Origin of the sequence: Marixanthomonas sp. SCSIO 43207 (assembly GCF_019904255.1) — a bacterium.
In the GTDB taxonomy this organism is placed as follows: domain Bacteria; phylum Bacteroidota; class Bacteroidia; order Flavobacteriales; family Flavobacteriaceae; genus Marixanthomonas.
The window spans coordinates 968966-988908 of the sequence record NZ_CP063203.1; the positions used below are offsets into that span (position 1 = coordinate 968966).

Consider the following 19943-nt stretch of genomic DNA (forward strand, 5'->3'; position numbering starts at 1 on the left):
TTATAAAATGAAACGTATTAAAACATATAAAATAATTACAGTAGGATTGGTTTTATTAACACTACAATCTTGTTTTGTAGCAAAAGATTACAGCCGTCCTGAAACAATTGTAGAAGCAGAGTATTACCGAACAGATCAATTACCTCAAGATAGTCTTTCAATGGCCTCTGTGTCTTGGAAAGAAATGTTTACAGATTCCCAACTTCAAAATTATATAGAAGAAGGGCTTCAAAATAACATTGATATACGAGTTGCCATTGAGCAAATTTCTATTGCCGAAGCTTATGTAAAACAAGGCAAAGCAGGGTATTTTCCTACCTTAACAGGTAACGCAACTTATACTAGACAAGAACTTTCAGAAAACAGTCAGTTCGGAAACCAGTTTTCATCCTTAGATCAATACCAACTTAGTGGTGCTTTATCTTGGGAGGCAGACATCTGGGGAAAAATACGCAGTAATAAACGAGCTTTTCAAGCATCCTATTTACAAACAGTTGCAGCCCACAAAGCTGTAAAAAGTAGGCTGGTAGCCAATATTGCTTCAACTTACTATCAACTATTAGCACTAGATGAGCAAATTAAAATTACTGAAGAAACTATTAAAACTCGTAATAATAGTTTAGAAACAACCCAAGCGCTAAAAGAAGCCGGTAACGTGACCGAAGTTGGTGTCAAGCAAACCGAAGCACAATTATATACAGCACAAGCAATTTTAATTGATCTTAAAAATGAAGCAAGACTTTTAGAAAACACCATGTCAATCTTATTGGGAAGCCCTATGAAAGAGATTTCAAGAAGTACGCTGGAGAGCCAAGAAATTACAGCCCAATTAAAAACCGGTGTTCCTTCTCAGTTGTTAAGAAATAGACCTGATGTTATAGCTGCTGAATATAATTTTATTAACGCATTTGAATTAACAAATGTAGCACGAAGTAACTTTTACCCTTCTTTTACCCTTTCGGCTTCTAGTGGGTTACAGAGTTTAGATATTGATGATTTATTTAGTGCAAGTTCGTTGTTTGCAACCATTACCGGTGGTTTAACACAACCTATTTTTAATGGAAGAAAAATAAAGACACAATATGAGGTGTCTCAAGCGCAGCAAGAACAAGCACGCTTAGACTTCAAGTTTACAATATTAAATGCAAGCAAGGAAGTTTCAGATGCGATGTATTCTTACGAAGCAGCTTCTGAAAAAATACAGGTAAAAGAAAAAGAGTTTGAAGCTTACAGTCTTTCTACAGACTATTCAGAAGAGTTACTAGACAACGGTTTGGCAAACTATCTTGAGGTTTTACGTGCTCGTGAAAACGCATTAAACTCAAGCCTAGACCTAGTAAATGCAAAAAACAGTCAACTACAAGCCATAGTAGATTTTTACCAAGCGCTTGGCGGGGGTTGGCAATAATAATTTTATAGTTTTCATAATTGGTTTGATTGTAATTCCTGCCCTTTGTTAAGTTTTAATGCAGGGTGGGAATTTTTATTTTAATATGAATTCAGAACAAAAAAAAATAATAACCAAAACAATTATACTGTTTAAAAAATACGGTGTAAAAAGTGTTTCTATGGATGATATTGCCAATGAGTTTGCTATGTCAAAAAAGACGCTATATACATTGTTTGACAGTAAAGACAATCTCATTGAACAGACTATTTGTTATATATTTTCAGAACACTTCAAGAAAATTGATCGTATTTTGGAGAAAGAAATTTCTCCCCTTCAAAAAGTAATTCTGGTTTATCGATATGGAATCAATCAAATGGTTACCTATGATTCAGCTTTTTATTTTGAATTAAAAAAATACCATCTTTCTGCTCATAATCATTATGAGGAAAATAAAAATCAAATCATTTTTGAAACTATTCTGGGATTACTTCAAGAAGCTCAAGATATAGGTGAAATAAAACAAGAGGTTAATTTGCAATTGTTTTGTGAACTTCATCTGTTTAAAATTGATGAAATTATTTCAAATCCCAATTTTAATACAAGATATACTACACAGCAAATGCTTAATCATCTTATTGTGCACAACTTGGACGGCATAGTTGCAAAAGAATACTAAACTTCTATCTAAGTGAAAATCCCTTTGCTGCCCACCAAGGATGAATTTCTATCTGCAAACGCCCTGCTTTTACCATAGGATCCATATTGGCTAGACTATCTGCCATTTTTTGAGTAGGTACATTGTAAATGGTAATTCCTCTAATGTCACCATCATCTCCAAAAGGGCCTGAAATATCTGCAAACCCCTTGTTGTACATGTTTCCTAAATGGGCTAGGTGAAGTTTTTGTAAACTGTCTGCTTCAGCTTTGCTCTGTGATCTATTGTTTCCTCTTTTTAAAAAAGCTATATAATATTGCTGCATTAATACCGTGTCACCAGTTTCTTCATCAACATAATCAAATAATTGATAGCCTTTGTCTGTCAACTTTTTCTTAAGTTCTGCAACCGATTCTTTTTTGGGTTGCGTTATTTCTTCTTTTTTTTCTACAGAAATAATTTCTTTCTTCTCTTTGGGAGTGTTACAACTTAAAAAGGTTGCTAAAAGAGATAGTGCTATAATGTTACTTTTCATGCGTCCAAGATTTAAAAGGTTTTTTACTTAATTGTGAATTATAATAGTTGGGCTGTCCTGTTACTTCTTTTCCAATCCAGCTAGGTAAATCTATTGCTTCATGCTCTTCTAGAAGCTCTACTTCGGCAACGGTTAGGCCTTCATTTTGACCAAAAAACTCATCTACTTCAAAAATATGTTTTCCGGCTTTAACCTCGTATCTTATTTTTTCTATGTTTCCTCGCTCACAAATATCGAGTAATGATTGGGCTTCTTGTTCTGTAATTTGTTTTTCCCATTCAAAACGACTGGTGCCACTTTTATTTCCTTTTCCTTTCACGGTTATAAAGCCTTCAGATCCTTTTATGCGTACGCGTACCGTTCGCTCAGGATCGGTGTTTAAAAACCCTTGTACAATTCTAGTTTTCTTAAAAGCCTGTTCTTTAAAAGCAGTTGAGGTGACTAAAAATTTGCGTTCAATTTCAATCATGTTTTAGCTATTCTTTTTATTTCATCTGAACAAATACGTGTTTCAGAATATGTTTTAAAAGCTAGTTTGTGCATAGCTTTAGCGATCGTTTCCGGTTCAATTAATTTATATTTTTTTGGGATTAAAAAGCTAAACGTTTTTGCAAAAAATTGTGCTATTGTTTCACCAGTTCGTTTTTCATTTCTTTCACCACCAATTAATGATGGCTGTAATAAGTATGTTTCTGAAACTTCTTGTGCCAAGACATCGCGCTCCATCTCACCTTTAACTTTATTGTAAAAAATACTACTATTTGCATTGGCTCCCGTGGCCGAAATAATTACAACCTTAGCAATGTTGTTTTGTTTTGCCAGTTTTGTTGCAGCAACCGGGATACCATAATCAATTTTTTTATACGTTTCTTTATCGGGAGTTTTTGCTTTTGTGGTGCCAATACAGCAAAAAAGGACATCACCTGTAAAGGTTTCGGTTTGCTTTTTAAGCTGAAACATATCTACTATGTGTTCTTCTATTTTTGAGTTTTTTATATTGCTAGAACTTCTCGAAAAGAGCTTAATAGTTGAAAATGAATTGTCGTCTATTAAGCGTTTTAGCAAAAAACTGCCTGTCAAACCGGTTGCGCCTAAAATTATAGCTGTTTTGGTCATTTTATTGTTTAGTTTACTACTAAGATATTATAATTTTATAGAATGAACGAGCCGGTTCCTATTCGAAAAATAATACATGTTGATATGGATGCTTTTTATGCTTCTGTAGAGCAACTAGATAATCCCGAACTAAGAGGAAAAGCTATCGCTGTGGGCGGAAGTAGCAAACGAGGTGTTGTAAGCGCTGCTAGTTATGAAGCTAGGAAGTTTGGTGTGCGTTCTGCTATGAGTAGTGTTCTAGCAAAAAAACTGTGTCCGCATTTAATATTTGTAAAAAGTAATTTTGATCGATATAAAGAGCTTTCACAACGCATACGAAACATATTTTATGAATATACAGACCTTGTTGAACCTTTATCACTTGATGAAGCCTATCTTGATGTTACCAATAACAAAAAAGGAAACCCTAGTGCAACAATGATTGCACAAGAGATACGGCAAAAAATAAAAGATAAAACCGGGTTAAACGCCTCAGCCGGAATTTCAGTAAACAAATTTATAGCAAAAGTTGCCAGCGATATTAATAAACCCAACGGGCAAAAAACGGTGCCACCAGAAGCTGTTATAACGTTTCTTGAAAATCTGGAAATTAAAAAGTTTTATGGAGTGGGAAAGGTTACCAAAGAAAAAATGTACCGCCACGGTATTTTTACCGGTATGGACTTAAAATCAAAATCTCTAGAATATCTTCAGGAGCATTTTGGTAAAAGTGGCTCCTACTATTATTACGTAGTACGAGGCATACATAACAGTGCTGTAAAGCCTACAAGAACCCGAAAATCTCTTGCTGCAGAGCGAACATTTTCTGAAAATATTTCTTCAGAAGTATATATGATGGAACGGTTAGATGAAATAGCAGCAGAAGTAGAACGAAGACTTACCAAGAGCAAAGTAGCAGGTAAAACCATTACTCTTAAAATTAAATACAGTGATTTTACGTTACAAACAAGAAGTAAAACACTTCCTTTTTATATTTCTAGTAAATCTTTAATGCTCGACGCTGTTAAAGATTTGTTATTTCAAGAGAAAATGAAAAATTCGGTGCGATTGTTGGGTATTTCTTTATCAAACCTTAACAATGAGGCAAAAAAAAAGCAGCCCGATCCAAAAGAAAGTATAGACGTTCAACTAAAATTTGATTTTTAAACTATGTGAGAAAACTACTTGAATCTAATTAATAATTTTTAAAACCCATCTATTATGAAAAAAGTAGCTTATTCTCTGCTCGTTTTAGCCTTAACAATCACTGCACTGTCTTGCAAAAACGAAGTAAAATCAAATGAACCTGAAACTACAACCGTTTCAGAAGAAAAAAATGACCTAGCCCTTGCAGAAACCAATGCTGAAGGTAATAACCAATTTATGTATGTGACTGCAGCTAGCGGATTAACCCTACGAGAACACAATAACTTAAATAGTGAAAAACTTGGCGTTATGCCGTACGGAACCAAACTAAAAGTTATTACTCCAGAGCTTGTAGAAACAATGAACGTTGGTGGTATAAAAGGCGGTATGCATCAAGTAGAATTTAATCACAAAAAAGGATATGCATTTAATGGATATTTATCAAAGTTTTTTCCTCCGGAAGAAGATATCAATGCCAAAATTTATGCAGAAGATTTAAAAAGTGAGTTTCCGAAAGTTGCTTTCACTGAAACAAAAGGAGGCACAGCAACTAAGCCTACTAATACAGAAACTCTTTTACTGCCTACAGATAAATGGCATGAAGCATTTTATATTGCAGCAGAATTGTTTGATATACCAAAAAGTTTTGCGTTCCCTAATCCTAAAGGAAAAGAAGAAGAAGTTGTAAAAGAAAAAGATCCCAAAAGCGGAACTTGGACAAGCCAGCTTATCGTAAACAGAAAGGATAACACACTTCAAAAAATTAATTACAGTTATCGCACAGAAGGTTTTGGGTACACAGTGACCATTTCACAAAAAGAATCTATGATGCAGCTAGAGCGTACAGAAATTGTAGATTAATAAACCGCTTTATAACCTATTTTAAAACCGAATTGTTTAAAATTCGGTTTTTTTATTTAATTAATGAAACCCGAAGTGTGTTTACCATTCCTTTATCAACAATTGGCATAGCAGCTAGGTTGATTAAATAATCCCCCTTTTCTACATATCCGTGATTTTGAGCAATCTTATTAACATCATCAACTGTCTCATCTGTGCTTACAAACTTATCATAGTAAAAAGCTTTTACGCCCCACAGTAAATTTAATCGTGATAAAATGCGTTTGTTTGAAGTAAACGCCAAAATGTTTGCATCCGGTCGCCAAGCTGAAATTTGAAAAGCAGTGTAACCACTGTTTGTTAACGTACAAATTGCAGTAGCATCAATTTCATTTGCCATCGTAGCAGCATGATAACAAACCGATTTGGTAATATAACGATTGGTGCGTATTTGTGGTGGTTGATGCGGTACAGTGATTAAGCTAGATGTTTCTACGCTTTTACAAATATTGGCCATTGTTCGTATCACTTCTACAGGAAATTTTCCTACAGATGTTTCACCACTTAGCATTACAGCATCAGCACCATCCATAACCGAGTTTGCCACATCGTTTACTTCGGCACGGGTAGGCGTGAGAGAAGTAATCATTGTTTCCATCATCTGCGTGGCAATAATCACCGGAATTCTAGCCCGTTTTGCTGTAAGTACTAATTCTTTTTGAATTAAAGGAACTTCTTCAGCAGGAACTTCAACACCCAAATCGCCACGAGCAACCATTAAACCATCACAATATGCTACAATTTTGTCTATGTTTTGTACTGCCTCTGGCTTTTCAATTTTGGCAATAATTGGGATTTTATATTCACAATGTGCTTCAATAATAGCTTGAAGCTCTTTCAAATCCTGCGCGTGTCGTACAAAAGAAAGCGCGATCCAATCTACTTCTTGTTGAACCGCAAAAATAGCGTCCTTTTTATCTTTTGGAGTTAAAGCTGGTAATGAAATATTGGTGTTGGGTAAGTTGACACCCTTTCTAGATCGTAGCGGACCGCCTTGAACAACCTTTGTTTTAACTTCGTCCTTGCCATTGGTTTTAAGTACTTCAAAAATTAATTTTCCGTCGTCTAGCAAAATGCGTTCGCCTGCTTTCACATCTTTCGGGAAACTGTCATAATTCATATACACACGCTCGCTGGTGCCTTCAAATTCGTCACCGGTACAAAAATTGATTTCATCACCTGGTTCAACAACAACCTCTTCTTTCATCATACCAACGCGTAGTTTAGGGCCTTGTAAGTCTGCAAGAATAGCAGGAGTGATGCCTAATTCTTCGCCTAACCTACGTATAGTTGCTATGCGCTCTTTTACATCTTTGTATTTTGCGTGAGAAAAATTGATACGAAACACATCTACACCTTCTAGAATCATGTTTTTTAAAATTTCTTCTTTGGTAGTAGAAGGACCCAGTGTGGCTACTATTTTGGTTCTTTTTTGTTTCGGCATTAGTTAAAAATTAAATTGTTTTTTGATTTTATATCTTTACTCTCAATACTATAAGCTGAAATAACAGGCTTGATGGTATTTATAGCTGAAAGTATAGTTTTTACGCCAACAGATTGATATTCAGAAGTGATTTTTAAGAAATAATCTACTTTTTTATACTCCGGAATTAAATAGCTGGTACTATAATCTTCTGAAGTTGTTTGAAATAAACTTCCACTTGCTGTTGTATTGGCCATTAAAGTTCTACATTTATTAGCAACCAAGTTATAAACAGTATAGGTGGCGTTGTTTTCAAACTCAAAAAGCGGAAATTGTACTTCCAGCCCATCATTTGAAAATTCAAGATCGGTTCTTCTCCGTTTTAACCGTAATTGTAAATATTTATTGAGGTAAAAAGCCATTTTATAGGCTTCTACACTGCTATGAATGGCTACAATTGTATATTCTTCTTTGTAAAAGTCATCCAGTATTAACCTGTGATGCGCCATAGCTTTATTTTACTATAAAAATAAGAATAGTTTGGAGAATTTGCGAATGGCTTAGTTTAATTCTTTGTCAATTTTTGACTGAAATTTATAGTACGCTCTTTTTGCTGCTCGTTCTTCTGCTTTCTTTTTTGATGTAGCGCGAGCTTTTGCTATGGTTTGATTTTCCAATTGAAGTTTTACGGCAAAATGTTTAAGCTCATCTTTACCTGTGTCTTCATAAACATTAAATTTAAATTGCTTTTTTGATTTTTGACACCATTCAATAAACAAACTCTTGTAGCTTATGATTTTTCCTTCTAGGCGTTCAATATCTACATAAGGTTTAATAACACGTTTGTAGATGAATTTTTCGCAATGTTTGTAGCCTCTGTCTAGATAAATTGCTCCAATTAAAGCTTCAAAGACATTTCCGTGTATATTTCCGCCAAATTGATCATTGGCTACTGAAGATTTTAAAAATTTAATAAGGTTTAAATCACGCCCCAATTCATTTAAATGTTCTCGACTCACTACTTTTGAGCGCATTTTGGTCAAATATCCTTCATCTCCAGAAGGAACTTTGTTAAAAAGATGCGCGGCAATTACAGAACCAAGCATGGCATCACCCAAAAACTCAAGGCGTTCATAGTTTTGTGGTTGACCACTACTGTTTTTTTCATTGAGTGAACGATGTGTAAATGCTTCATTATAAATAGATAGGTCTTTGGGCTTAAAACCTAATATTTTTTTCAGTGCATAAAAAAAATCCCCGTCTGTTGAAGTACGGGAATTAAATATGTTTTTTATAGATGTCATCTATTGTTTACGCGTCCAATTTTTTGAAAAGTACGCAAGCATTATGCCCTCCAAAGCCAAATGTGTTACTCATTGCTACTTTAATTTCACGTTGTTGTGCTTTGTTTAGAGTTAAATTAAGGGCTGGATTAATGTTTTCATCTACAGTAGAGTGATTGATGGTTGGTGGCACCACACTGTGTTCCATAGCCAGGATAGATGCAATTGCTTCAATGGCTCCGGCTGCACCTAGTAGGTGACCGGTCATGGATTTTGTAGAATTAATATTAATATCTTTTGCGTGTTCACCAAATACACTGGTTATAGCCTTAAGTTCGGCTACATCTCCTAAAGGTGTTGAGGTTCCGTGAGTGTTAATTGCATCTACTTGATTAGGGCTCATACCTGCATCTCGTAAACAATTAAGCATTACGCGTTCTACACCTATGCCGTCTGGATGCGGTGCAGTCATGTGGTGAGCGTCGCTAGACATTCCGCCACCTACAACTTCTGCGTAGATTTTTGCACCTCGTTTTTTGGCGTGTTCATATTCTTCTAGTATCAATGCTCCAGCTCCTTCTCCCAGAACAAATCCATCACGAGTTGCATCAAAAGGTCTTGATGCAGTTTCAGGACTATCGTTTCTAGTTGAAAGTGCGTGCATTGCGTTAAAGCCTCCCATTCCTGCTTTGGTTACTGCTGCTTCGCTACCACCGGTTACAATGACGTCACAGTGCCCTAATCGTATATAGTTTAAGGCATCAATCAACGCATTTGCGGAAGAAGCACAAGCAGAAACCGTCGTATAGTTAGGCCCCATAAATCCATGTTTGATAGAAATATTACCTGGAGCAATATCGGCTATCATTTTTGGAATAAAGAAGGGGTTGAAACGAGGTGTTCCATCCCCTTCTGCAAAGTTTATTACTTCATTTTGAAAGGTTTCTAGACCACCAATACCAGCTCCCCAAATTACACCTACTCGAAATTTATCAACTTCGTCTAGGTTAATTTTTGCATCTTTAATAGCTTCATCTGAAGATACTAAAGCATATTGTGCAAAGGGATCTAGTTTTCGGGCTTCTTTCCTATCAAAAAAATCTTCCGGTTTAAAACCTTTAAGTTCACAAGCGAATTTTGTTTTGAACTTTTCAGTATCAAAATAGGTGATAGGTGCGCAACCGCTTTTTCCATTAACTAATCCGTCCCAATATTTGGGGATTGTATTGCCAATAGGCGTTAGTGCTCCAAGACCTGTAACTACAACTCGCTTTAGTTCCATAAAAAAGGAATAGATTTATTTTGCTTCTTCGATGTATGAAATTGCTTGACCTACCGTTGCAATGTTTTCGGCTTGATCATCTGGAATTTGAATATCAAATTCTTTTTCGAACTCCATAATAAGTTCAACGGTGTCTAAGGAATCTGCTCCTAAGTCGTTTGTAAAACTTGCTTCGTTAACAACTTCGTTCTCGTCAACTCCTAGTTTGTCTACTATAATTGCTTTTACTCTTGATGCAATGTCTGACATAATATTTGTTTTTTTAAAATTTAATTAAGTGGCAAAAATAAAATTTTTTAATTTAATACACCATTTTAACCATAAAATGTGAATACCAATTTAAAACAATTTTGGGAGAAGTAAAACCCTATTGCCTTACTTTTGTCAATAATTTAATATTACTTCTTATAAAACTACGCATTATTTTGATGAAAAAACGCATTGTTATATTCGCTTCCGGTAGCGGTACCAACACCGAAAATATAATAAAACATTTTAAGCAATCAACAATTGCAGAGGTAGTTCTTGTATTGTCAAACAAAAAAGATGCCGCTGTGCTTCAAAAGGCTAAAAAACACAATATCAAATCGTTATACTTTGATAGAGAAATGTTATCTTCAGAAAAGGGCGTTTTAAAAATATTACAAGCATGCAATCCAGACCTTATAGTTTTAGCAGGATTTTTGTGGAAATTTCCAGAGTTGATATTGCGTTCTTTTCCTAATAAAGTTATAAATATACACCCTGCTTTACTTCCAAAATATGGTGGAAAAGGTATGTATGGAACGTATGTTCATGAAGCAATTATTGCCAATAATGAGCCAAAAACAGGTATTACAATTCATTACGTAAATGAAAATTATGATGAAGGAGCGATAATTTTTCAGGAAAAAGTTGCACTTTCTGAAAACGAAACACCAGAATCTGTTGCAAAAAAAGTGCATCAGTTAGAATATAAACATTTCCCAAAAGTGATTGAACAGTTGCTTGAAGCTTAAAAAAAGATTTGTGAGTAAAAAGAAACAGAAATATTATGTAGTATGGTTTGGTAATCCAACAGGTATATTTCGCAGTTGGCAAGAATGCAAAAAAGCTATTACAGGAGTCACAGGCGCTCAATACAAAAGCTTTGAAACGCTACAAGAAGCTAAAACTGCATATAGCAAAGATTATAAAGACTATAAGGGTAAAGGTGCTTCAAAAAAGAAAACTCTCACTAAAGAACAATTACAAAAAATAGGAGAGCCTAATCTATATTCTATAGCCGTAGATGCTGCATCAAGCGGTAACCCGGGAAAAATGGAATATCGTGGGGTTGACACCCAAACTCATAAGCAATTGTTTCATCAAGGTCCTTTTCAACAAGGTACCAACAATGTAGGGGAATTTTTAGCTTTGGTTCACGGTTTAGCTTATTTAAAAAAAATAGGAAGTGACCGCATTATATATAGTGATAGCAAAATTGCTATGGGTTGGGTACGACGAAAAAAATGCAATACAAAGTTAAAGTGGGGAGTTCATAATAAAAATTTATATGAACTTGTGCAGCGTGCTGAAACTTGGTTAAAAACCAATAACTACACAACCAAAGTTGTAAAATGGGAAACCAAAGCTTGGGGAGAAATTCCGGCAGACTTTGGAAGAAAATAATTATTTACCCACGCCATTTTATCCAAATTGTAACAGTGGGGTTGTTTACCGTATCGCCAGAACCGTCAAGATCAAGTGTTCTTACTGTAAAATGCTCTCCTGCTGAAAAGTCAACATTTTGAGTGGTATCAACTATTGTGTAGTTTGAAAGGTTAAAATCTACAGTAGTGTTTGTTGAAGAACCATTTCTTATTCGTAAGTCAAATTCTTTTGAAGGGTTTGATGAACTAGAGTTGTTGTTTGAGTTTCCGGTTATGGCAACCACTGTGCCATCAAAAGGCATAATGGGGCCACTATTTATTTGTGTTACATTTCCGGCACAACGTAACGTTGCTGCGCTAAGGCTATTAGTTCTTGAGAATGTGATTGGCACAGTTTCGGTACTCAACCATTTCTTTCTTGTGTTATCAAACATATATAATTTATCACCAATTACGGCCAACTGTCCCGTTTCGGTTCCGTTAGAAGAGGATTGAGGATTTAATTGTAAAGCAGGTATTCCTGTATTTGTTGTTTCAATCTCGAGTTCGGCATTGGGATCTGTAGTACCAATACCAACCTGAGCCTGCATGGAAGACCATGCAAAAAAGCAACATAAAGCACAGTAGAATAGAGTTTTTGGTTTCATAATTATACCTTATTATACCTTTTGAATGCAATTGTAAGAAAAGCATTAGCTACTATTAAATAATATCGATAAATGACTCAATATACTCGACTAGAGTCTAGAATGTGTCGTTGAGTATTTTTTTAGAGAGTGAAGGCGCAATAGAAACAAAGTAATTATCAGTTCATTACAAATTAATTACACTCAATCAAAATGAGTCATATTTCCAAAATATTTCGCTAAATTTGCACCCTCAATTTAAAACCCATTTATGAGTAAACTTGTTATTGTTGGTACTGTTGCTTTTGATGCTATTGAAACACCATTTGGAAAAACAGATAAAATTTTAGGTGGAGCCGCAACATATATAGGATTGGCTGCAAGTCAATTTAATGCAGATGGAGCAATTGTTTCAGTTGTTGGAGGTGATTTTCCGGAAAAATATATTGCTTTACTTAAAAACAACAATCTAGATGTTTCTGGTTTAGAAATTATAAAAGAAGGAAAAACATTTTTTTGGAGTGGAAAATATCGTAATGATATGAATTCACGTGATACATTGGCAACCGAGTTGAATGTACTTGAAAATTTCAATCCAAAAGTACCAGAAAACTACAAAGATGCAGAGGTTGTGATGTTAGGAAACCTTCATCCGCTCGTCCAACTGAGTGTGATTGAACAAATGAAAGCCCCAAAATTAATTGTACTAGACACCATGAATTTTTGGATGGATAATACTTTAGACGAGCTAAAACAAGTTATTGGTAAAGTTGATGTAGTGACAATTAACGATGAAGAAGCAAGACAATTGACTGGAGAGTATTCATTAGTAGTGGCTGCTCAAAAGATACGTGAAATGGGACCCTCTTACATTGTCATAAAAAAAGGAGAACACGGAGCCTTGTTGTTTCATGAAGATGACATATTCTTTGCTCCAGCCTTGCCTCTAGAAGAAGTTTTTGATCCTACAGGAGCCGGAGATACCTTTGCAGGAGGTTTTACGGGTTATCTGGCAAAAACAGGAGATTACAGTTTTGAAAACATGAAAAACGCCATTATCTATGGCTCTACTTTAGCATCATTTTGTGTAGAAAAATTTGGCACAGAAAGACTAGAAAACTTAACAAAAAAAGAAGTGCATAAGCGTTTGAAACAATTTCAAAACCTTACACAATTTGATATAGAATTAACGTAATAATACGCCCTGAAGTTTTCGGGGCGTTTTTAATTGAATTAATATTTCAGAATAACATGAGCGACGCGTTAAAACACGAATGTGGAATAGCAATGGTACGATTGCTGAAACCGCTTGAATATTACAAAGAAAAATACGGTACAGCCTTTTATGGAGTAAATAAAATGTACCTAATGATGGAAAAGCAACATAACAGAGGCCAAGATGGTGCTGGGTTTGCTAGCATTAAGCTAGACGTTGCTCCCGGAGAACGATACATAAGCAGAGTGCGATCCAACAAATCTCAACCCATACAAGATATTTTTGCACAAATCAATGGGCGCATTAACGAGACATTTGAAGCACACCCAGAATATAAAGATGATGTTGCTGCTCAAAAGAAAAACATCCCTTATATAGGCGAATTGTTTTTAGGTCACGTTCGGTATGGAACCTTTGGTATAAATAGCGTAGAAAATGTTCATCCATTTCTTCGTCAAAATAACTGGATGCACCGTAATTTAATTATTGCAGGTAATTTTAATATGACCAATACTACCGAGCAGTTTAACAACTTGATAAAGCTTGGTATGCATCCTAAAGAAAAAGCAGACACTATTACCGTTATGGAAAAAATAGGTCATTTTCTTGATGAAGGAGTAAGAAAACTATACAAAAAAGCCAAAAAGGCAGGAATGAACAAGCTGGAAGCGTCTCCATTTATTGTTCAAAACTTGAAAGTAGAAAAAATATTAAAAAAATCTGCTAGAGACTGGGACGGAGGCTATGCTATGGCAGGAATGCTAGGTCACGGAGATTCTTTTGTTTTAAGAGATCCCGCAGGAATAAGACCCGCATATTATTATCAAGATGATGAGGTGATTGTAGTAGCATCAGAACGACCAGCGATACAAACAGTTTTTAATGTGCCATTTGAATCTATTACTGAAATTGAACCCGGTCATGCCATTATTATCAAAAAGGACGGAAGCCTTTCAGAAAAACAAATTTTGAAACCCTTAGAGCGCAAATCTTGCTCTTTTGAACGTATTTATTTCTCTCGTGGAAGTGATGCCGAAATATATGAAGAGAGAAAAGAGCTAGGACGTTTAGTAATGCCAAAGGTTTTAAAAGAAATAAACCATGATACAGAAAACACAGTGTTTTCTTTTATTCCCAACACAGCTGAAACTTCTTTCTACGGAATGCTAGACGCGGCTCAAAACGAGCTGAATAAACAAAAAAATGAGGCAATTCTTGAAGAAGAAGGAAATTTAACCACAGAAAGGCTTCAGCAGATACAGCAACATAAAATTCGCACCGAAAAAATTGCGATTAAAGATGTAAAACTTCGCACATTTATTACAGAAGATAGTAGCCGTGATGACCTTGTAGCTCACGTCTATGATGTAACCTACGGTGTTGTAAAACCTACAGATAATCTCGTGATTATTGATGATAGTATAGTAAGAGGAACAACACTTAAAAAGAGTATTTTAAAAATGCTTGATAGGCTTGAGCCTAAACAAATTGTTGTAGTTTCATCTGCTCCACAAATACGCTATCCAGATTGTTATGGTATTGATATGGCTCGGCTAGAAGACCTTGTAGCGTTTCAAGCTGCATTAGCGCTTCACAAAGAACGAGGAACTTATGATATTGTTGAAGAAATATACCATAAATGTAAAAAGCAGCTAGAGCTAGCAGATAAAGATGTAGTTAATCACGTTAAGGACTTATATGCTCCTTTTAGTGATCAAGAAATTTCAGATAAAATTGCTGAAATTATAAGTGATGAAAACATTAATGCAGACGTAAAATTAATATTTCAATCTGTAGAAGATTTGCACAAAGCCTGTCCAAAAAACTTAGGAGATTGGTATTTTACAGGTAACTATCCTACCGATGGTGGTAAGCGAGTTGTAAATAAAGCGTACGTTCACTTTTATGAAGGAAATCCAGAACGAGCTTATTAAAAATTGAAATAACTAAAATTCAAGCAGTTAATCGAATTTATAAAACAGTTTGTCCAAAAGTAGGAAAAGCCTTAAGGTTAAATTGAAGTTTATTATATATTTGGTCTATACCATAGCATAAGTAGGTTAAGTTTATGGTAAGATTTGGGGCAAAAAAAGGTGAACGCTAGTTCACCTTTTTTTAATTATATCAACGTATTTAAGATTAAATACGGAGCATTCTGTGATAGGTACTATTACAGTTTGACCCAAATTTAACCAAGTAATCTTTAAAAATCATAAATAGATTTCTAGACTTTGATGGTTCAACCTCGGTTAAGGTGTATTCAATATCTTTTAATTTGGTATCTAAAGATTCAATATTATTAACTAAATACTTTTTCTTTCTTTTTTGAATTGATTTTTTACCTTTTCTTTTTCCACCAGAGATTTCCTGAACGGTATATTTTACCTTCAGAACATAATATTTATTTTCTTCATTCTTCATAATACATCATTTTTACATAGCACCAAATATATGAAAAAATTAATTAGTTAACATTAAATTTACATTTAGATAACATTTAAGAAACACTAATAGACTATTAGTCAGTGTATTTCATTATTTATTGTCTATTTAATAATTTATTCACAACTACATAGTGTTCTGAAAGAAATTACAGCAATAAAATTGCATTTTATCGAAAAATAAAGCCGTTAATCTAAAAGTTATAAGCTTAACTGATTAAAATTCTATATTTGAATTATACCATAGCATAAGTAGGTTAAGTTCATGGTAGATTTGGGGCAAAAAAAGGTGAACGCTAGTTCGCCTTTTTTTATGTGTAAATGTGATGCGAATAGCCAAAAAAAAAGCCCTCATAAATTGAGAGCTTTTTTCTAAAATTATTTTTTCAAAACAGACTACTTATTCTGCTCATATCTTTTTGATACTTCTTCCCAATCAATCACATTGAAGAATGCATTAACATAATCAGGTCGTCTGTTTTGGTAGTTTAAGTAATATGCGTGTTCCCAAACATCAAGACCTAAAATTGGTGTTCCGCCGCAACCTACTTCAGGCATTAATGGATTGTCTTGATTTGGTGTAGAGCAAACTTCTACTTTTCCTCCTTCGTGTACACAAAGCCAAGCCCATCCAGATCCAAATTGACCTTTTGCTGCAGTTGAGAATTTTTCTTTAAAGTCTTCAAAACTTCCGTAAGCACTATTGATAGCATCGGCTAATGCACCTGAGGGCTTTCCGCCACCATTTGGCGACATAATTTCCCAGAACAATTTGTGATTGTAGAATCCTCCACCGTTGTTACGCACGGCTTTGTTATCCATATCAAGGTTGGTCAATATGTTTTCAATTGTTTTCCCTTCTTGATCGGTACCTTCAATAGCGTTGTTTAATTTATCTGTATATCCTTTATGATGTTTATCATGGTGAATCTCCATTGTTTTGGCATCAATATGTGGTTCTAAAGCATCAAATGCATACTGTAATTTCGGTAATTCGAAAGCCATAATTATTTTGTTTTTAGTTAATTATATTTTTTTTGTTATGTTCAATCTCAAAGGTACGCAGAAGAAGGCTTAATTTATGTTATAAAATTTATAAGATTTTATAGCTCTATAGATTAAATTTATATTTTGTGCCTATCAAATAGGGTTTCATTACTTTTAACCAAAAATAGATTGATTACCAACACACCATTCACTATTTACAATGCTTCTGCCGGAAGCGGGAAAACCTTTACCCTTGTAAAAGAGTATCTTCTACGTCTTTTACGTTCACAATCTGAAGGCAGTTATAAAAACTTACTTGCAATTACCTTTACCAATAAAGCGGTAGCTGAAATGAAACAGCGCATCGTTTCAAACTTGGTTACATTTTCTAAAGAAGAATCTGTAGAAAAACCATCTGAAATGATGAAGATGCTTTCTTCTGAAACTGGATTAACTCTAGATACACTTCAGAAAAAATCTAAAAGCATTCTTACTCATTTATTGCACCATTATTCAGCATTTAGTGTTGAAACCATTGATCGATTTAACCACCAACTGCTACGCACTTTTGCTAGAGACTTAAAACTGTCATCAAATTTTGAAGTGACCTTAGATACAGATCAATTATTAACCGAAGCTGTTGATCGATTAATTAGTAAAGCTGGCGAAGATACAAAGACAACCAACATACTTCTAGAGTTTGCCCTCGAGAAAGCCGACGATGATAAATCGTGGGATATTGCTCGTGATATCACCAAGGCTTCTTCCTTGCTATTTTCTGAAAATGAATCTAATCATGTTGGAAAACTTAAACAGCGATCACTGGATGATTTCCTTTCTTTTAGAAAAACACTCTATGTAATCTTAGAAAAAACAAAAAACGAATTAATTGCAGTTACCAATTCTCTTTTTGAAGTAGTAAGTAGTAATGGCCTTGATAGGTCTAGCTTTTCAAGAGGAAGTTTTTATGATCATTTCACGAAATTAGCTAATGGTGCTACAAGTATTAATTTTGAAACCAAATGGCAGGAAAGTGTTGTTAATGAAGAACCTTTATACACCAAATCGACTGATGATTCAGTGAAAGCTGTTATGGATGGGCTTTCTTCTATTTTTAAAAATTCGTTTGAAGTCAGTAAGGCTTTATATTACAAAAAAATATTGCTTGAAAATATTATAAAAAACCTCACTCCGCTTTCAGTTATAAATTTGGTGCAGCAGGAAATTGAAACGATTAAAGAAGAGAAAAATATCTTACCTATTTCCGAATTTAATTCAATTATCAATAAAGAAATAAAAAATCAACCTGCTCCTTTTATTTATGAGCGTTTGGGTGAAAAATATCGGCACTATTTTATTGACGAATTTCAAGACACATCAAAATTGCAATGGGAAAATTTAATTCCGTTGATAGAGAATGCATTGTCCCAGCAATTGGAAAATCAAGAAACAGGCTCCTTGTTGTTAGTTGGTGATGCAAAACAGTCAATTTATCGATGGCGAGGTGGCTTACCAGAACAATTTATGCATCTGTATGAAGGAAAAACGCCGTTTGCAGTTTCAGAACCCACGATTGAAACGTTAGATACCAATTATAGAAGTTGCGCAGAAATAATCAATTTTAATAATTCATTCTTTACATTTTTATCCTCCTATTTCGGGAATGCTACCCATCAAAAAATGTACGAAATAGGAAATAAACAGAACCAAAACTCAAAAGAAGGCGGGTTTGTTCAAATTGAATTTATTGAAAAACAAACAGCTGCAGAAAAAGAAGAAACCTACGCACAGTTAATACTTCAGACAATTGAAGCCTTAAAACGTGATGGGTATCAAGAACAAGATATTTGTGTATTAACACGCCGAAAAAAAGAAGGGATAGCTTTAGGCAATTATTTGATGGAAAACGGAGTCTCGATTATTTCATCTGAAACATTATTGCTTCAATCTTCAGAGCTGGTGCAGGGATTGCTTCATTTATTAATGTATTGTTTGCATACAGATAATGAAGAAGCAAAAATTAGTGCGTTGAACTTTATTTATGAAAACAATACAATTTCTGAAGAAAAGCATACATTTTTCAGTTCTTTTTTACATCAAGATGCAATTCAATTTAAAGAAAATTTGGCCAAACACACTATACATTTTGATCCCTTGTATATACATAAAGTATCGCTATACGAGACCTTTGAGTATTGCATTAGTCAATTAAACCTACAAGAGAAAGCAGACGCCTATCTCTTTGGTTTTATGGATTTGGTATATGAGTTTGAGCAGCAACCACTTTCTTCAAAAACAGCATTTTTAGAGTACTGGGAAACCAAAAAGGAAAAAGCCTCAGTTGCAGCTGCCGAAACAATAGGCGCTGTTAGGCTAATGACCATTCATAAAGCAAAAGGATTAGAATTTCCGGTGGTACTTTATCCTTTCGCCGAAACAAATATTTATAATGAAAAGGACGCCAAAACTTGGTTTGCTGCGCCACAAAACACTTCTGGCTTTGATGAGGTGCGAATAAACTTTAACAATGAGGTAGCAAATTTTGGTGAAGAAGGCGCCATTTTGCACGCAGAACGCAGAAAAACATTAGAACTTGATAACTTAAACTTGCTCTATGTTACTATGACAAGAGCCGTTGAACAATTGTATATTTTTTCAGAAAAACCAACCACTGTAAAAGATTCGCCCAGCAATTTTGCTCAATTTTTTGTTGAATATTTAAAGAAACAACAACTATGGAGTGATGAAGAATCAAAATATCAATTTGGGAATACACTCAAAAAAGAACCCCAAAAGACAATCTTACAAGCCGTTACACCTAAATATATAAATACTTCATTAACAACTACCAAATTAAAAATTGTTACCAAAGAAGCCTTGCTTTGGGACACCGAAAAAGAAGCAGCGATATTAAGCGGAAACCTCTTTCACGATACAATGGCAGAAATCTATTATGAAGATGATGCAAAAGCGGTATTAAGTACATTGAAAAAAAGAGCCATAGTATCGCAAGAAGATTTTGAAAATTTAAAACAAGCGATACAATCTTTAATAAATAATGAAGACTTAAAACATCTATTTCAGCACTCTGAAAGGGTAGAAAACGAACGTGACTTAATTACTTCTGAAGGAACTATATTGCGGCCCGATCGTTTAAATTTTCATCCCGACGGAAGTGTGACCGTCATAGACTATAAAACAGGAGGGCAATCTGAAAAACACGTATCGCAAATACAAAGATATGCTTCTGCACTTTCAGAAATGAACTTTAAAATTGCCGAAAAAATATTGGTTTACACTTCAGAAAAAGGAATACTTATAAATAAAACTTAA

General features: G+C 34.5%; 20 protein-coding genes. 9 read left to right on the forward strand and 11 right to left on the reverse strand.

What is annotated here, in order from left to right; genetic code table 11:
- Positions 1–7: 7 nt before the first annotated feature.
- Together INR76_RS04445 and INR76_RS04450 are read left to right on the forward strand one after the other, a co-directional pair.
- Positions 8–1408 (forward strand): efflux transporter outer membrane subunit, encoded by a 1401-nt coding sequence (locus tag INR76_RS04445; protein ID WP_223109455.1) that lies wholly within the window; start codon positions 8–10, stop codon positions 1406–1408.
- Positions 1409–1493: 85 nt separating this feature from the next.
- Complete coding sequence (locus INR76_RS04450; RefSeq protein ID WP_223109456.1) at positions 1494–2066, forward strand: TetR/AcrR family transcriptional regulator; 573 nt, start codon at positions 1494–1496, stop codon at positions 2064–2066.
- 4 nt (positions 2067–2070) lie between these two features.
- On the opposite strand, the gene INR76_RS04455 is transcribed toward INR76_RS04450, so the two are convergent.
- From INR76_RS04455 to INR76_RS04465, 3 genes are read right to left on the reverse strand one after another with little or no spacing between them, the layout of a single operon-like run.
- The gene (locus INR76_RS04455; protein ID WP_223109457.1) at positions 2071–2580 is read right to left on the reverse strand and encodes a YciI family protein; all 510 of its coding nucleotides are present in this window, start codon (positions 2578–2580) and stop codon (positions 2071–2073) included.
- Positions 2570–3049, reverse strand: coding sequence for a CYTH domain-containing protein (locus tag INR76_RS04460; protein ID WP_223109458.1), 480 nt, complete (start codon positions 3047–3049; stop codon positions 2570–2572). Before INR76_RS04460 ends, INR76_RS04455 begins: the two co-directional genes overlap by 11 nt.
- Positions 3046–3696 (reverse strand): NAD(P)H-binding protein, encoded by a 651-nt coding sequence (locus INR76_RS04465; RefSeq protein WP_223109459.1) that lies wholly within the window; start codon positions 3694–3696, stop codon positions 3046–3048. The genes INR76_RS04460 and INR76_RS04465 overlap by 4 nt, the downstream gene beginning before the upstream one ends.
- A 42-nt stretch (positions 3697–3738) precedes the next feature.
- Between INR76_RS04465 and dinB the strand changes: the two genes are divergently transcribed.
- Together dinB and INR76_RS04475 are read left to right on the forward strand one after the other, a co-directional pair.
- Positions 3739–4842: a DNA polymerase IV gene (gene dinB / locus INR76_RS04470; protein ID WP_223109460.1), complete on the forward strand. Its 1104-nt coding sequence runs from the start codon at positions 3739–3741 to the stop codon at positions 4840–4842.
- Between the two features lie 54 nt (positions 4843–4896).
- Positions 4897–5682 carry an SH3 domain-containing protein gene (locus INR76_RS04475; protein WP_223109461.1) on the forward strand — a complete coding sequence of 262 codons (786 nt, stop codon included), beginning with the start codon at positions 4897–4899 and terminating at the stop codon, positions 5680–5682.
- A 52-nt stretch (positions 5683–5734) separates the two neighbouring features.
- Here the strand turns inward: INR76_RS04475 and pyk are convergent, their stop codons facing one another.
- Genes pyk through INR76_RS04500 form a run of 5 tightly spaced genes read right to left on the reverse strand, consistent with a single transcriptional unit; the run spans position 5735 to position 9958 of the window.
- Positions 5735–7165 (reverse strand): pyruvate kinase, encoded by a 1431-nt coding sequence (gene pyk / locus INR76_RS04480; RefSeq protein WP_223109462.1) that lies wholly within the window; start codon positions 7163–7165, stop codon positions 5735–5737.
- A complete protein-coding gene (locus tag INR76_RS04485) occupies positions 7165–7653 on the reverse strand; it encodes an IPExxxVDY family protein (RefSeq protein WP_223109463.1) in 489 nt (162 codons plus the stop codon). Before INR76_RS04485 ends, pyk begins: the two co-directional genes overlap by 1 nt.
- 51 nt (positions 7654–7704) lie before the next feature.
- Positions 7705–8448, reverse strand: coding sequence for a ribonuclease III (rnc, locus tag INR76_RS04490; protein ID WP_223109464.1), 744 nt, complete (start codon positions 8446–8448; stop codon positions 7705–7707).
- 7 nt (positions 8449–8455) lie between these two features.
- On the reverse strand, positions 8456–9709 hold the full coding sequence (gene fabF / locus INR76_RS04495) for a beta-ketoacyl-ACP synthase II (protein ID WP_223109465.1): 1254 nt from the start codon (positions 9707–9709) through the stop codon (positions 8456–8458).
- Positions 9710–9724: 15 nt separating this feature from the next.
- Positions 9725–9958, reverse strand: coding sequence for an acyl carrier protein (locus INR76_RS04500; protein ID WP_034259990.1), 234 nt, complete (start codon positions 9956–9958; stop codon positions 9725–9727).
- A gap of 179 nt (positions 9959–10137) precedes the next feature.
- On the opposite strand from INR76_RS04500, the gene INR76_RS04505 reads away from it, so the two are divergent.
- Both INR76_RS04505 and INR76_RS04510 read left to right on the forward strand, forming a co-directional pair.
- Positions 10138–10707 (forward strand): phosphoribosylglycinamide formyltransferase, encoded by a 570-nt coding sequence (locus INR76_RS04505; RefSeq protein WP_223109466.1) that lies wholly within the window; start codon positions 10138–10140, stop codon positions 10705–10707.
- 10 nt (positions 10708–10717) lie between these two features.
- On the forward strand, positions 10718–11359 hold the full coding sequence (locus INR76_RS04510; protein WP_223109467.1) for a viroplasmin family protein: 642 nt from the start codon (positions 10718–10720) through the stop codon (positions 11357–11359).
- A gap of 4 nt (positions 11360–11363) precedes the next feature.
- Here the strand turns inward: INR76_RS04510 and INR76_RS04515 are convergent, their stop codons facing one another.
- Positions 11364–11987 carry a hypothetical protein gene (locus INR76_RS04515; protein WP_223109468.1) on the reverse strand — a complete coding sequence of 208 codons (624 nt, stop codon included), beginning with the start codon at positions 11985–11987 and terminating at the stop codon, positions 11364–11366.
- Between the two features lie 250 nt (positions 11988–12237).
- Between INR76_RS04515 and INR76_RS04520 the strand changes: the two genes are divergently transcribed.
- A complete protein-coding gene (locus INR76_RS04520; protein ID WP_223109469.1) occupies positions 12238–13161 on the forward strand; it encodes a PfkB family carbohydrate kinase in 924 nt (307 codons plus the stop codon).
- 56 nt (positions 13162–13217) lie between these two features.
- Positions 13218–15116 carry an amidophosphoribosyltransferase gene (locus INR76_RS04525; protein WP_223109470.1) on the forward strand — a complete coding sequence of 633 codons (1899 nt, stop codon included), beginning with the start codon at positions 13218–13220 and terminating at the stop codon, positions 15114–15116.
- A 205-nt stretch (positions 15117–15321) separates the two neighbouring features.
- Here INR76_RS04525 and INR76_RS04530 read toward each other — a convergent pair whose 3' ends face one another.
- Both INR76_RS04530 and INR76_RS04535 read right to left on the reverse strand, forming a co-directional pair.
- Positions 15322–15603 carry a hypothetical protein gene (locus INR76_RS04530; RefSeq protein WP_223109471.1) on the reverse strand — a complete coding sequence of 94 codons (282 nt, stop codon included), beginning with the start codon at positions 15601–15603 and terminating at the stop codon, positions 15322–15324.
- A 416-nt stretch (positions 15604–16019) separates the two neighbouring features.
- Positions 16020–16628 carry a superoxide dismutase gene (locus INR76_RS04535; protein ID WP_223109472.1) on the reverse strand — a complete coding sequence of 203 codons (609 nt, stop codon included), beginning with the start codon at positions 16626–16628 and terminating at the stop codon, positions 16020–16022.
- Positions 16629–16799: 171 nt separating this feature from the next.
- Here INR76_RS04535 and INR76_RS04540 point away from each other — a divergent pair, with 171 nt between their 5' ends.
- Positions 16800–19943 carry an exodeoxyribonuclease V subunit beta gene (locus INR76_RS04540; RefSeq protein WP_223109473.1) on the forward strand — a complete coding sequence of 1048 codons (3144 nt, stop codon included), beginning with the start codon at positions 16800–16802 and terminating at the stop codon, positions 19941–19943.

What these genes read in the sequence shown, in the direction of transcription:
- INR76_RS04505 (WP_223109466.1), top strand. Translation starts at nt 10,138, where the DNA reads ATGAAAAAACGCATTGTTATATTCGCTTCCGGTAGCGGTACCAACACC.
- INR76_RS04450 (WP_223109456.1), top strand. Translation starts at nt 1,494, where the DNA reads ATGAATTCAGAACAAAAAAAAATAATAACCAAAACAATTATACTGTTT.
- INR76_RS04475 (WP_223109461.1), top strand. Translation starts at nt 4,897, where the DNA reads ATGAAAAAAGTAGCTTATTCTCTGCTCGTTTTAGCCTTAACAATCACT.
- fabF (WP_223109465.1), bottom strand. Translation starts at nt 9,709, where the DNA reads ATGGAACTAAAGCGAGTTGTAGTTACAGGTCTTGGAGCACTAACGCCT.
- INR76_RS04485 (WP_223109463.1), bottom strand. Translation starts at nt 7,653, where the DNA reads ATGGCGCATCACAGGTTAATACTGGATGACTTTTACAAAGAAGAATAT.
- rnc (WP_223109464.1), bottom strand. Translation starts at nt 8,448, where the DNA reads ATGACATCTATAAAAAACATATTTAATTCCCGTACTTCAACAGACGGG.
- INR76_RS04520 (WP_223109469.1), top strand. Translation starts at nt 12,238, where the DNA reads ATGAGTAAACTTGTTATTGTTGGTACTGTTGCTTTTGATGCTATTGAA.
- INR76_RS04500 (WP_034259990.1), bottom strand. Translation starts at nt 9,958, where the DNA reads ATGTCAGACATTGCATCAAGAGTAAAAGCAATTATAGTAGACAAACTA.
- INR76_RS04515 (WP_223109468.1), bottom strand. Translation starts at nt 11,987, where the DNA reads ATGAAACCAAAAACTCTATTCTACTGTGCTTTATGTTGCTTTTTTGCA.
- INR76_RS04525 (WP_223109470.1), top strand. Translation starts at nt 13,218, where the DNA reads ATGAGCGACGCGTTAAAACACGAATGTGGAATAGCAATGGTACGATTG.
- INR76_RS04460 (WP_223109458.1), bottom strand. Translation starts at nt 3,049, where the DNA reads ATGATTGAAATTGAACGCAAATTTTTAGTCACCTCAACTGCTTTTAAA.
- INR76_RS04445 (WP_223109455.1), top strand. Translation starts at nt 8, where the DNA reads ATGAAACGTATTAAAACATATAAAATAATTACAGTAGGATTGGTTTTA.
- dinB (WP_223109460.1), top strand. Translation starts at nt 3,739, where the DNA reads ATGAACGAGCCGGTTCCTATTCGAAAAATAATACATGTTGATATGGAT.
- pyk (WP_223109462.1), bottom strand. Translation starts at nt 7,165, where the DNA reads ATGCCGAAACAAAAAAGAACCAAAATAGTAGCCACACTGGGTCCTTCT.
- INR76_RS04465 (WP_223109459.1), bottom strand. Translation starts at nt 3,696, where the DNA reads ATGACCAAAACAGCTATAATTTTAGGCGCAACCGGTTTGACAGGCAGT.
- INR76_RS04530 (WP_223109471.1), bottom strand. Translation starts at nt 15,603, where the DNA reads ATGAAGAATGAAGAAAATAAATATTATGTTCTGAAGGTAAAATATACC.
- INR76_RS04535 (WP_223109472.1), bottom strand. Translation starts at nt 16,628, where the DNA reads ATGGCTTTCGAATTACCGAAATTACAGTATGCATTTGATGCTTTAGAA.
- INR76_RS04455 (WP_223109457.1), bottom strand. Translation starts at nt 2,580, where the DNA reads ATGAAAAGTAACATTATAGCACTATCTCTTTTAGCAACCTTTTTAAGT.